9 protein-coding genes and 1 other annotated feature are annotated in these 12,372 nt (G+C 39.1%); of the genes, 8 read left to right on the top strand and 1 reads right to left on the bottom strand.

What is annotated here, in order from left to right; genetic code table 11:
• Window positions 1-99: 99 nt before the first annotated feature.
• The 4 genes from HNQ80_RS02505 (at window position 100) to HNQ80_RS02490 (ending at window position 5,916) form a co-directional block, all read left to right on the top strand.
• Complete coding sequence (locus HNQ80_RS02505; protein WP_184307865.1) at window positions 100-1,647, top strand: sensor histidine kinase; 1,548 nt, start codon at window positions 100-102, stop codon at window positions 1,645-1,647.
• Window positions 1,648-1,697: 50 nt separating this feature from the next.
• On the top strand, window positions 1,698-2,582 hold the full coding sequence (locus tag HNQ80_RS02500; RefSeq protein ID WP_184307863.1) for a DMT family transporter: 885 nt from the start codon (window positions 1,698-1,700) through the stop codon (window positions 2,580-2,582).
• A gap of 71 nt (window positions 2,583-2,653) precedes the next feature.
• Window positions 2,654-4,585: a sigma-54-dependent Fis family transcriptional regulator gene (locus HNQ80_RS02495; RefSeq protein WP_243182939.1), complete on the top strand. Its 1,932-nt coding sequence runs from the start codon at window positions 2,654-2,656 to the stop codon at window positions 4,583-4,585.
• Between the two features lie 176 nt (window positions 4,586-4,761).
• Window positions 4,762-5,916 carry an iron-containing alcohol dehydrogenase gene (locus HNQ80_RS02490; protein WP_184307861.1) on the top strand — a complete coding sequence of 385 codons (1,155 nt, stop codon included), beginning with the start codon at window positions 4,762-4,764 and terminating at the stop codon, window positions 5,914-5,916.
• Between the two features lie 81 nt (window positions 5,917-5,997).
• Here HNQ80_RS02490 and ilvA read toward each other — a convergent pair whose 3' ends face one another.
• Window positions 5,998-7,239 carry a threonine ammonia-lyase gene (gene ilvA / locus HNQ80_RS02485; protein WP_184307859.1) on the bottom strand — a complete coding sequence of 414 codons (1,242 nt, stop codon included), beginning with the start codon at window positions 7,237-7,239 and terminating at the stop codon, window positions 5,998-6,000.
• An 84-nt stretch (window positions 7,240-7,323) separates the two neighbouring features.
• Window positions 7,324-7,583, bottom strand: a binding site (T-box leader).
• A 349-nt stretch (window positions 7,584-7,932) separates the two neighbouring features.
• Here ilvA and treP point away from each other — a divergent pair.
• The 4 genes from treP (at window position 7,933) to HNQ80_RS25555 (ending at window position 12,321) form a co-directional block, all read left to right on the top strand.
• Window positions 7,933-9,366: a PTS system trehalose-specific EIIBC component gene (treP, locus tag HNQ80_RS02480; protein ID WP_184307857.1), complete on the top strand. Its 1,434-nt coding sequence runs from the start codon at window positions 7,933-7,935 to the stop codon at window positions 9,364-9,366.
• 133 nt (window positions 9,367-9,499) lie between these two features.
• A complete protein-coding gene (gene treC / locus HNQ80_RS02475; RefSeq protein WP_184307854.1) occupies window positions 9,500-11,164 on the top strand; it encodes an alpha,alpha-phosphotrehalase in 1,665 nt (554 codons plus the stop codon).
• A gap of 35 nt (window positions 11,165-11,199) precedes the next feature.
• Window positions 11,200-11,913 (top strand): trehalose operon repressor, encoded by a 714-nt coding sequence (gene treR, locus HNQ80_RS02470; protein ID WP_184307851.1) that lies wholly within the window; start codon window positions 11,200-11,202, stop codon window positions 11,911-11,913.
• Window positions 11,914-12,126: 213 nt separating this feature from the next.
• The gene (locus HNQ80_RS25555; protein WP_207726824.1) at window positions 12,127-12,321 is read left to right on the top strand and encodes a hypothetical protein; all 195 of its coding nucleotides are present in this window, start codon (window positions 12,127-12,129) and stop codon (window positions 12,319-12,321) included.
• Window positions 12,322-12,372: the final 51 nt, after the last annotated feature.

Raw genomic sequence — 12,372 nt, 5'->3', positions numbered from 1 at the left:
ACCGTCGAAGTATTTCAAATATAACTTTATCTTTCAAAGGCGAGCTTAATTGGCGTTCTTTTGAAGAGATTAAAGCATGGCTTATTTAGGAGGCATTTCATGAAAGTCCACGTAAGCAGAAGAAAACTCGAATCTTATGCATATATCCTAGTTCAAGAAAATCGTATCACTCATGTGGACAATAGGTTCCTAAAATTATCGGGATATGGAAAAGACGATATTATGGGCCAAGACATATCTCAAGTGTGCAGCGAACTATTAAGACTGACCTATGATATAAGGTTGCTAAAAAGAGGACAAGAAACGGCATGCTTTCTCTTTACAAAGGATCTCTATCCGAGGAAAGTAACCGTGATGCTGCGGCAAGAAAATGATGTTAAGATTATTGGTTTTAAAGAAGATATCAATTGGTCCATTGAAGATAAATTTCCCTTTATTGATAGGCTATGTGACCATAACACATTGGGGACTGGGATCTTTGCCATTACGCCAAATATTGTCTTACTGAAGGCAAATGAAACCTTTCTTAGTTTTTTCGATGAACCCTTTAATAAAAGGGAAAATGCCATAGGTAGGCAGATACAAGAATTTGTAACAGGATGGAAGGGCAGCGGCGCAGAAAAAATATGGGAAAAAATTTTGGAAAAGGGTGAATACTTCCATATCAATGAATATGAATACGATCGATTGGAAAGAGGGACTACCTATTGGAAAACGATCTTAATGCCTATCCATGGAAAAAATGGAGTACAGTATGTGGCTGAAGTTACGGAAGAGATTACCCAGGTCGTGTTAGATAGAAAACGAATAGAAGAGCAGAACGTGATGATCAGCCAGCAGAAAGAACAGCTGGAAATGGCATTGCAAATGAAGGATGAGTTTTTTTCAATGATTTCCCATGAGTTTAAAACGCCATTGAATGTTATTTATTCTGCGGTTCAAGCCATGGAATTGATATGTGGGGATGAACTATCTGACAAAGGGAAAGGATTTATCAATAAAATTAGGCAAAACACTTTTCGGCAGCTGCGATTGGTCAACAATATTTTAGATATTACTCGTATGAATGCCAGGCAATTTAGCATGCACATAAAAAATTTAGATATTGTGTTTTTGACAAAAGCCATCGCAGAATCCGTTGAGTTATACGCAAAACAGAAGGATATACAAATAAATTTTACCTCTGAAGTGGAACAAGCAGTCATAGGGATTGATGATGAGAAGTATGAGAGAATCCTTTTAAATTTAATGTCTAATGCAATTAAATTTACACCTAGAAATGGGCGCATAAACGTTAATTTGGCTGATAATGAGGATACGATCCGTATTGAAATCGAAGATACGGGGATCGGGATTCCAAAAGAAAAGCAGAAGGAAATTTTTGAACGGTTCGGCCAGGTGGACAGTTCTTTGAGCAGGCAGGCAGAAGGGACAGGGATTGGCTTATCATTAGTAAAGCGGTTTGTGGAGGCTATGGGGGGGAATATATCACTGACCAGCGAAGTAGGGACAGGAAGTACCTTTACCATTTTGCTTCCCAAGAATCAGGCAGAGGAAGTGGATACCTTCAACAGTCCATTGGGCTTAACCAATGATCGACTGATCAATACAATTAGGATTGAGTTTTCGGACATTTACCTAACATGATCAATGGGATGGGCGTTTCAAAATGAATCTAGAGAGGGGGATTACAAGATATGAATAAATATCGGGTTTGGCTATTATTGATTGTATGCAACTTGTTTTGGGCAGGAAATTATGTGTTCGGAAAATATGTGATTGCAGAAATCACCCCTCTGGGGATTACATTCTTCCGTTGGGCATTTGCCATTCTCCTATTGTTTCCTATTGCCCATTTTCTTGAAAAACCAGAATGGAAGTCTGTAAGAAAAGTATGGCCTTCCTTGGTGATCATGGGAATATTGGGAATTATCGCTTACAATATGCTGCTTTATTCAGCTTTAGATTATACTTCTCCCACCAACGCAGCATTTGTCAGTGCCTTAAATCCTGGTATCATGGTAGTTTCTTCCGTACTTCTTACGAAGGAAAAAATCTCCAGGCTGCAAATCTTAGGGATTGGGATTTCGCTCCTCGGTGTGCTGGTATTATTAACTCAGGGAAATATTACACAAATTTTTCATACAGCCTATAATAGGGGTGACTTGCTGATGGTGGGTGCTGTGGTAGTGTGGACGGCATATTCCATCTTAGGGAGACGGCTCACGATGATTCCACCCATCACGGCTACAGCAGTTTCGGCGTTGTTTGCTGTGATCATGATGGCTCCCTTTGTCTTTGCGCAAGGCATGGATATTTCAAATCTAAGCCCATTAGCCATAACAGGGATTATCTATATGATTATTTTCCCATCGGTAGGATCCTTTGTTTTCTGGAATATATCTGTCCGTGAGATTGGGCCTGGCCAGGCAGGGATTTTTCTAAACTTGATTCCCGTTTTTACAGCGGTGATCAGTGGGATTTTGGGAGAGCGAATTACGGGAGCCCAAAGCATAGGAGGACTATTCGTATTTGCTGGTGTTTATTTGACAACAGGGATGTTGGAAAAAAGGAAAGCATAAAATATAAAGAGGTTATCCATCAGTAGAGAGTGCTGTAAAAAAGATTCAATTTACACATGGGGGAACGGGGAATGGATAGGATTATAGAGCATGGATTTATGGAGAGATACCAAATTCATAGAGATTTAGTGGAAAATTCCCACAAGAGGTCTGAGGGATATGGTGTGAAAAAGAATACAAAATATCTTCCTGATGGATTAAAAGGGGAAAAACAAGCCCAGCTCCTTTTAGAGAATGAAGAACTATTGAGAATTTCAAAACCATTTACTGAAACCTTATATAATTATGTAAAAGATACAGGTTTCTTTATAGAGGTTATTGATAGAAAGGGTATTATATTGAATATCATCGGTGATGATGATATCAACCAAAGATCTCTGGATGTGAATATGCGTGTAGGCACGGATATGAGTGAAAAAAGTGCTGGTACCAATGCCATCTGTCTCGCCTTAGAAGAAGACAGCCCCATACAATTGGTAGGATCAGAGCATTACTTAGAGATTTTTCATCAATTTACCTGCTCATCGGCAGTAATCCACAATGAAGAAGGAAAAATTATTGGATGCATCAATCTTACTGGGTGGTCCCATCGTGTTCATAAACATACCCTTGCCCTTGTCGTTGCAGCGGTAAGGTCCATAGAAAACCAAATAAAGGTGCAGCGTCAACAAAGTGAACTGATAGAAGCCTATAATTATACCAGCACTATCATGAATTCTCTGGATATGGGTATCCTAGCCGTTGATTTTAGCGGTATCATCAAGTTGATTAATTATGGAGCTTGCAAAATGATGCATATCTATAAAGAGGAAGCTGTGGGAAAGAATATATTTAATATATTGGAGGAAGATCTTGCGTTAAAGAGGCTTTTTCAAAAAGGAGAGAAGATTGAAAATAAAGAAGTGCGTATTCATGTAAACAATCGAGAAAAGAAATTTATACTAAGCTCAAGCCAAACCTTTGATAAATTCCGTAACGTATCAGGGAATATCATCATTTTAAAGGATATCAACAAGGTGTTTCGGTTAGTAAATCAATATGTGGGTATGACTGCAAAATATGACTTTGATATGATCAAGGGTGAGAGTTTTCAAATGCTCCAGGTGAAAGAATATGCAAAAAAAGTATCCAAAAGCCCATCCACAATACTCATTCAAGGAGAAAGTGGAACAGGAAAAGAACTGCTAGCCCAAGCGATCCACAATGCCAGCGAACGAGCTCATAACAGCTTTGTAGCCTTAAATTGTGGTGCGATTCCAACCAGCCTCATAGAAAGCGAGCTTTTTGGATATGTGGAAGGAGCCTTTACTGGCGCAAGAAAGGGTGGATATTCAGGAAAATTGGCCTTGGCAGATAAAGGTACGCTATTCTTGGATGAGATTGGGGAAATGCCACTGCATATGCAGGTGCACCTGCTTAGGTTTCTTCAGGAAGGCAAGATCACACGACTTGGTGATCATAAAGAAATTTATTTGGATGTCAGAATTGTTGCTGCAACCAATAAGGCCTTAAGGGAGGAAGTAAGCAGAGGGAGATTTCGTGAAGATTTATATTATAGACTCAGTGTCATACCTATCTATTTATCCCCATTACGTGAAAGACATGGAGATATTGAACTCTTAATAGAACACTTTCTGAAGAATAAAGCAATTTTGTTGGGGAAGGAAATACCCAAGATTCATGACGATTTGTATGCTAGATTAATATCCTATCATTGGCCGGGAAATATTCGAGAATTGGAAAATTGTATGGAGAACATCGTAAACTTTGATGGAGAAATGTCATTTGATTTCGTACCGGAGAAGCTAGAAAATAGCCACCGCCAAGACAACAGCATTCAACCAAAAACAAAGCTTCAATCCCTGACCCAGTGGGAGAAAGAGGCAATTGAAAAATGTTTGCTAGAATGTAATCATAATTTTACTATGGCGGCTAAGGTTCTTGGCATAACCAGAGCCACTTTATATACAAAGGTCAAAAAGTACAATGTGAAAAGTGTATAAAATTTATACAACGTTTAATAATTAGACACAAAAATCAAAGGTGCATGTTTAATTATTAAACGTTTTTTCTATGTAAAGAAACGAATAGAGATCTAACACTTTGAAAATGACAATCTGAAAAAGTTGGCATGGCTATTGCTTTGATAGTTAATAAACAAACAAGGAGGTATGATAACATGTTACAATCTAGAAGAATGTATATCCCACCCCTAGCGTTATTAGGCCCAGGTTGTGTAAAGGAGATTGGTCCTGAAATTAAAAAAATGAATGTAAAGAAGGCCCTCGTGGTTACGGATCAAGTTCTCTTAGAAATTGGTGTGTCTCAAGAAGTATTAAAGGTTTTAGACGAAAGTGCCATTGCCTATGCAGTTTTTGCCGATGTAAAACCAAATCCCACAATCAAAAATGTATATGATGGATTAAAAGCTTTAGAGGAAAATGGCTGTGATTTTGTGATATCCATAGGCGGAGGCTCACCCCAAGATTGTGGGAAGGCCATAGCCATATTGGCAACAAATCCTGGTGATCTAAGGGATTATGAGGGTGTCAACAAAACGCAAAACAAGGGATTACCAATCGTCGCAATAAATACTACGGCAGGTACTGCCAGCGAAGCAACCATCAATTATGTAATCACCGATGAGGAGAGAAAAGTAAAGATGGTTCTTGTGGATAGCAATAGCTTGGCCACCATTGCTGTGAATGACCCGGAATTAATGATGAAAAAGCCAAAAGCCTTGACGGCAGCCACTGGTATGGATGCCCTTACCCATGCAATAGAAGGATACCTAACAAAGGGAGCTTCTGCATTAACAGATGCTTTAAACTTAGAGTCGATTCGAATGATTTCCTCAAGCCTAAGAGATGCAGTCAATGATAGAGAAAACCTAGAAGCTAGAAGCAAAATGGCCTATGGACAATATATTACAGGTATGGCTTTTAGTAATTGCGGACTTGGAATCGTTCACTCCATGGCTCATCAGTTGGGTGGGTTGTATGACTTGCCCCATGGAGTGTGTAATGCTGTATTGCTTCCCCATATCGTAAAATATAATGCTGCCTTTGTAGGCGATAAACTAAGGAATGTAGCGGTTGCCATGGGAGAAGCAGTAGATGGTTTATCTGTTGAAAAGGCCAATGAAGTAGCGATAAAGGCCATAGAGAAGTTGTCTAAGGATGTGGGTATACCATCAGGTTTAGCAGCGCTTGGTGTGAAAGAAGAAGATCTAGCACAAATGGCAGACATGGCGCTTGCCGATGCATGTACGCCAGGGAATCCTAGAACACCGAATAAAGAAGAGATTATCACCATCTACAAAGAAGCGCTTTAAACAGATCTTTCTTAAAATAGACATCATAGCATCAAAAGAGAATCCTCGTAGAAAAGGATTCTCTTTTTAATTTTATCCTCACTACACCTTAGCAATTTCATACCCTGCTTTGTGCATTTCTGAAATAATTTGCTGGATGTGCTTATGACCATTGGTTTCAACGGTCACCTCCAGTTGAACCTCCATAAAACGATCCAGATTTTTAAATTGATTGTGGTCTAACTTGATAACATTAGCTTGAAGCTTTGCCAGGATTTCAGAGATTTTCAAGAGCTCCCCCGGTTTATCAGGAAGATCTACAGAAAAACAGAAGATGCGACCTCTAGATATAAGTCCTCGATTCACCAGAGACGAGATGGTCAATACATCGATATTGCCGCCACTGACCACGCAGACGGCCTTTTTGTTGGTGACATGAAGTTTTTTTAATCCGGCTAAGGACAATACCCCAGAGTTTTCTCCCACCAATTTATGCTTCTCCAAGAGAAGGAGAAAAGCCTCCATGATATCAAAGTCAGAAACAGTGACCACCTCGTCCACAAGATCACGAATGATGGAAAAGGTCAAATCCCCTGGCTTCTTTACAGCCACCCCGTCGGCAATGGTATGAACTGTATCTAGATGAATTACCTTATTGTGATCTAAAGAAAGTTTCATGGCTTTTGCACCTTCTGGTTCTACACCAACGACTTTAATGCTAGGCTTGATGGATTTGGCAGCAGCAGCAATACCGCTGATAAGGCCGCCACCACCTATGGGAACCAATATATAATCAGCATCATACAATTCTTCCAGGATTTCTAAGCCAATGGTTCCTTGGCCTTCAATGACATCCAGATCATCAAATGGATGGACAAAAATATAATCATGTTCCTTTTCCAATCTCCGAGCTTCACCATAGGCCTCGTCATAACAGTCACCCCAAAGTACCACATTAGCACCAAAATTTCGGGTGGCTTCAACCTTAATAAGGGGTGTTGTATTGGGCATAACGATAGTGGCTGTAACACCTAGTTTTTGGGCAGCATAGGCAACACCTTGCGCATGATTGCCTGCGGAAGAGGCGATGAGCCCTCTCTGCCTTTCTTTGAGGGATAACTTAGAAATTTTATTAAATGCACCTCGAATCTTAAATGCTCCTGTCATTTGTAGGTTTTCAGGCTTGATGTAGACATCATTTTGGCATTCTTCACTAAAGGCAGCACTGTAGATCAGGTTGGTTTCTTTGAGAATGCCCTGTAAGCGGTTCTTTGCTTCTTGGAATTGCAGGAAATCAGTAAAAGACTGACGCTGAGCAAAAGCTGGATCATTCAAACGAGACATAATTTTTCCCCTCCCATGGTGATTGATAGATGAAACGATAACATATAAAAAATAAAAAGCCCGTCCTTGAAAGTATAGTATACTTTCAAGGACGGGCTTTACCCGCGGTACCACCTTGATTGTATTCAAAATAAATTGAATACCTCTTTTTTCAGTTCTAACAAACCTAAGTCTTTAACGGGACTAATCGGTATCCTTTACTCGCTAAAATCCATGGAAGATGTTAACTTTCAAGTCAACAGCTCGGGAGTGATTTGTATTTTATACACAGTATCGGTTCACAGCAACCACCGACTCTCTGAAACTGCTTATGATAAAATAGTGCTCTCCGTCATTGCCAGAATATATGTAATTGTTGTCAATTATACTAACATTCAGCTGCATTGTCAATAGAATAAGAAGAAATTTTTAAAATTACATGAATTTTCAATAGAATTAAAGGCGTAAAATGAAGTATCTATGTGAAAGATAAAAGGTATTTATAAAATAGCAAGTTTCTGCTAGGATTTCAATAAGTATGGTAATTATTTCATGAATTATTAGAAAAAATAAAAAACATATTGACTCAACATGTACGTACAAGTTATAATAAATTATAATCACATGTACGTACATGTTTTGCAAAGGAGAAAAGGTTTTCACATATATCTTTATGAGGTAGAGAATTAAAATAATAAAAGGGGGTTTTTGGGTTTGGCTAAATTTTCGAATGAGGTTCTGGAATTATTAGCATTCATAGGTGGAAAAGAAAACATAGCGACAGTATCCCATTGTGCAACAAGATTGCGTTTTGTATTAAAGGACCCTAAAAAGGCTGATATTGAGAAGATTGAGGGAATAAAGGTTGTAAAAGGTACTTTTACCCAAGCAGGTCAATTTCAAATCATCATTGGCAATGATGTATCTACTTTCTATAATGAGTTTATCCAAAAAGCAGGGATAGGGGCTGCCAGTAAGGATGAGGTGAAGAAGGCAGCGCGACAAAATTTAAACCTATTACAAAGACTGATTTCCCATTTGGGAGAAATCTTTGCACCACTTATCCCAGCCATTGTTGTTGGGGGTTTGATTTTAGGCTTTCGGAATGTGATTGGAGATATTAAGCTTCTAGAGGAAGGAACCAAGTCTCTGACAGAAGTTTCCCAATTCTGGAGTGGAGTGCATCATTTTCTATGGTTAATTGGAGAAGCGGTCTTTTTCTTCCTGCCTGTAGGTATCACCTGGTCTATTTCTAAGAAGATGGGAACTACACAAATTTTAGGAATCATACTGGGAATCACATTGGTTTCACCCCAGCTATTAAATGCCTATGCAGTAGCGGGAGGTGCTGAAGCACCTGTTTGGAACTTTGGATTTACTCAGATTAAAATGATCGGCTACCAGGCCCAAGTCATACCAGCCATATTGGCAGGATTTGTTCTAGCAAATCTAGAGATTAAATTGAGAGACATTGTGCCAGATTATATTTCCATGATTGTGGTCCCATTCTTCGGATTGGTACCTACCGTACTGCTTGCCCATGTGGTATTAGGACCTGTTGGCTGGGCAATTGGTTCTGTGATTTCAGATGTTGTTTATACAGGATTGACCTCCTCCCTTGGATGGCTATTTGCAGCAATTTTCGGATTTACCTATGCGCCGTTGGTAATCACAGGATTACATCATATGACCAATGCCATTGACCTACAACTGATGAGCGAGCTAGGAGGGACCAATCTGTGGCCTATGATCGCATTATCAAATATTGCCCAAGGTTCTGCAGTACTGGCAATGATTTATTTGAATAAGAATGATGAAGAAGAAAAACAGGTATCCATCCCAGCTGCAATTTCATGTTATCTAGGGGTTACGGAACCTGCCATGTTTGGTATTAATCTAAAATATGTATATCCATTTTTAGCGGCAATGATTGGATCGGCTACGGCAGCTGTATTGTCCGTAGGTACAGGCGTTATGGCAAACTCCATTGGTGTTGGCGGGCTGCCAGGGATTCTATCCATTCAACCTCAACACATGCTTACCTTTGCCATCGCCATGCTGGCAGCCATCGTAGTACCGTTCCTGTTAACCATTGCTTTTGCAAAAAAGAAGATATTGGTGAAGAAAGAAAAAGAGATGGCTGCATAAGTGTGTTAACCATGAGAAGTTCATAAAGAATGCAGCAAAGGGTAAGAGGGGAATGTCTATCCCCCTCTTTTTCTTAGTAAATATTATAGATGTTATTGGACTTTATTACCTATTCGTTGAAGGAGCAAATGATATGAAAGACTTTAGAAAGAGCGTGGTGTATCAGATCTATCCTAAATCGTTTCATGATTCCAATGGAGATGGATTTGGGGATCTGAAGGGTGTTACAGAAAAATTAGATTACCTGCAGACATTGGGTGTGGATTATATATGGCTGACACCCTTCTATGTTTCCCCTCAACGGGACAACGGATATGATGTGGCAGACTACTGCAACATTGACTCTCGGTTTGGAACCATGGAGGACTTTGATGAAATGGTAGCTGAAGCCCATCAGCGAGGAATTGATATTATGCTGGATATGGTGTTTAATCATACATCCACCGAGCATCCATGGTTTCAAAAAGCCATAGGGGGAGATGAAAAATATAAGAACTATTATATTTTTGAGCCGCCTAAGGATGGAAAAGAGCCAACCAATTGGACTTCAAAATTTGGTGGTTCTGCTTGGGAGTATGTAGAAACATTCGATGAATACTATTTACACCTATTTGATATCAGCCAGGCAGATTTAAATTGGGAAAATGAAGCATTGAGAAAAGAAATTTATGATATCGTAAACTTTTGGATTCAAAAGGGGGTCAAAGGATTTCGTCTCGATGTCATCAATTTGATATCAAAACCAGAGCATTATGTGGATGATTTGGAAGGGGATGGTCGGTGCTTTTATACCGATAGACCTCGTATTCATCACTATTTGAAGGAGCTGAATCGAGAAACCTTTGGAAGGCAGGCGGAGATCATTACCGTGGGCGAGATGTCCTCTACCACCATTGATAATTGTATTAGGTACTCCAATCCAGAAGAGAAGGAATTATCCATGGTGTTTAATTTTCATCATCTGAAAGTAGATTACAAGGATGGCGATAAATGGACCCGGATGGATTTTGACTTTCTAAAATTAAAACAGATTTTCAATGAATGGCAAACGGGTATGGAAGAAGGCAATGGATGGAATGCGGTATTCTGGTGCAATCACGATCAACCCCGTATTGTGTCTCGCTTTGGGGATGATGGAAAGTATCATGGAGAGTCGGCGAAAATGCTGGCCACTGCTATACACATGCTAAGGGGGACACCTTATATTTATCAAGGGGAAGAATTGGGCATGACAAACCCCTCCTTTGAGGAAATCGATCAGTATAAGGATGTGGAATCCATCAACTATTATAATATTCTACTGCAGCAGGGTAAAGATCAAAGGGAAATCATTGAAACCCTAAAGGCAAAGTCTCGGGACAATTCTCGTACACCTATGCAATGGAACAGCCATAAACATGGTGGCTTTACGACGGGGATACCGTGGATTGCAGTGGGAAAGAACTTCCGGCAAATCAATGCAGAGAATGCGCTGAAGGATCCAAACTCTATTTTTTATCACTATCAGCAATTGATTCGTTCGAGAAAAGAATTAGATATCATCGCATACGGCACATATCAGCCCATTTTAGAGGAGGATACCCATATATTCGCTTATATCAGAGCCTATCAATCAGAGAGATTGTTGGTGATCAATAATTTTTTTGATCAAGATACATGGTTTGAATTGCCTGAGGCAATCGATCTTGATGGATATGAAAGTAAGATTTTGATTTCAAATTATAAGGATTCTTCATCGGCGTTCAAGAAAATGAAACTAAGGCCCTATGAAGCCATCGTCTATCACCTTGAAAAATGAGGGTAAAAATGGTAAAATGGCTACGGTGATGAAAGATGGATAGCAAGTATTTTACTATTTATAATGAAATTGTGAGTAAAATTGAAAATGGAAAGCTGGAATCCAGCACAAAGCTCCCCTCTGAAAATGAATTGATGGAGATATACAATGTTTCCAGAGACACCATCAGAAAGGCCCTCACATTGCTGGAACGAAATGGATACATTCAGAAAATAAAAGGAAAAGGCTCCTTTGTTTTGGATATTCATAAGTTTGACTTTAGCGTATCAGGGCTTACCAGTTTTAAAGAACTGTCAGAACGGATGGATGCAAAGTCAAATACTATCTTAGCGGAGTTGGAAGTAATTAAAGCCGATGATTATTTGATGAAGCAGCTAGATCTATCCAAGGATGAGGATGTATGGAAGGTTATCAGGGTCAGGGAAATTGAAGGTAAGAGAATTATCTTAGATAAAGATTTTCTCAACAAGAAATTTGTGTCTTTGCTGACTAGGGAGATTTGTGAAAACTCTATTTATGAATATCTTGAAAACGATCTAGGCCTTAAGATTAGCTTTGCCAAAAAAGAAATTACCGTCCAGCAGATCACAGAGGAAGATAAGAAGTATTTGGATTTGGAAGGTCACACTATGATTGTGGTTGTAAAAAACTATACCTATTTAGAGGATGCCAGTCTTTTTCAATATACAGAATCCAGGCATAGACCAGATAAATTTCGATTTGTAGATTTTGCTAGAAGGAAGCACTAAGTAAAAATATACAGGTTACCTATAAGAACAAAGTTGCCTATCGGCAATTTGTTTTCGCTAGGAAACCCTAGGTTTCCTTCGACGCCTGCAATGCAGGTTCCTGAGGACCTTCTTGAATACGGCAAAGGGGAATCCCCTCTGCACACCCCATATATAGGAAATTGAAAACCATAATTTCCTATATAATAAATAATGCCATGATTCAAAAGAATCATGGCATTATTTATTATAATAGCAAGAATATCACAATGGTTTGACATATGGTTTGCTGTATTATACGATTATAATAATGATAAGGCTTTTAAACGATTAGCTTCACCAAATGCTGGCATCAATACCTTTGAAGAGCTGAACAACAAAGATGTTTCCGTTATTCCGAACTTGGTTTTGGAATATACTATGGAATAGTATAGAAATTGTTTCCCATATTTATCTATGGATAAACCCTTTTAAAAGGTT

Source organism: Anaerosolibacter carboniphilus (assembly GCF_014205875.1).
Classification (GTDB): domain Bacteria; phylum Bacillota; class Clostridia; order Peptostreptococcales; family Thermotaleaceae; genus Anaerosolibacter; species Anaerosolibacter carboniphilus.
This window is presented reverse-complemented; position numbering and strand designations above follow the sequence as displayed.

What these genes read in the sequence shown, in the direction of transcription:
- HNQ80_RS25555 (WP_207726824.1), top strand. Translation starts at nt 12,127, where the DNA reads ATGGCATTATTTATTATAATAGCAAGAATATCACAATGGTTTGACATA.
- HNQ80_RS02500 (WP_184307863.1), top strand. Translation starts at nt 1,698, where the DNA reads ATGAATAAATATCGGGTTTGGCTATTATTGATTGTATGCAACTTGTTT.
- ilvA (WP_184307859.1), bottom strand. Translation starts at nt 7,239, where the DNA reads ATGTCTCGTTTGAATGATCCAGCTTTTGCTCAGCGTCAGTCTTTTACT.
- treC (WP_184307854.1), top strand. Translation starts at nt 9,500, where the DNA reads ATGAAAGACTTTAGAAAGAGCGTGGTGTATCAGATCTATCCTAAATCG.
- HNQ80_RS02490 (WP_184307861.1), top strand. Translation starts at nt 4,762, where the DNA reads ATGTTACAATCTAGAAGAATGTATATCCCACCCCTAGCGTTATTAGGC.
- HNQ80_RS02505 (WP_184307865.1), top strand. Translation starts at nt 100, where the DNA reads ATGAAAGTCCACGTAAGCAGAAGAAAACTCGAATCTTATGCATATATC.
- HNQ80_RS02495 (WP_243182939.1), top strand. Translation starts at nt 2,654, where the DNA reads ATGGATAGGATTATAGAGCATGGATTTATGGAGAGATACCAAATTCAT.
- treR (WP_184307851.1), top strand. Translation starts at nt 11,200, where the DNA reads ATGGATAGCAAGTATTTTACTATTTATAATGAAATTGTGAGTAAAATT.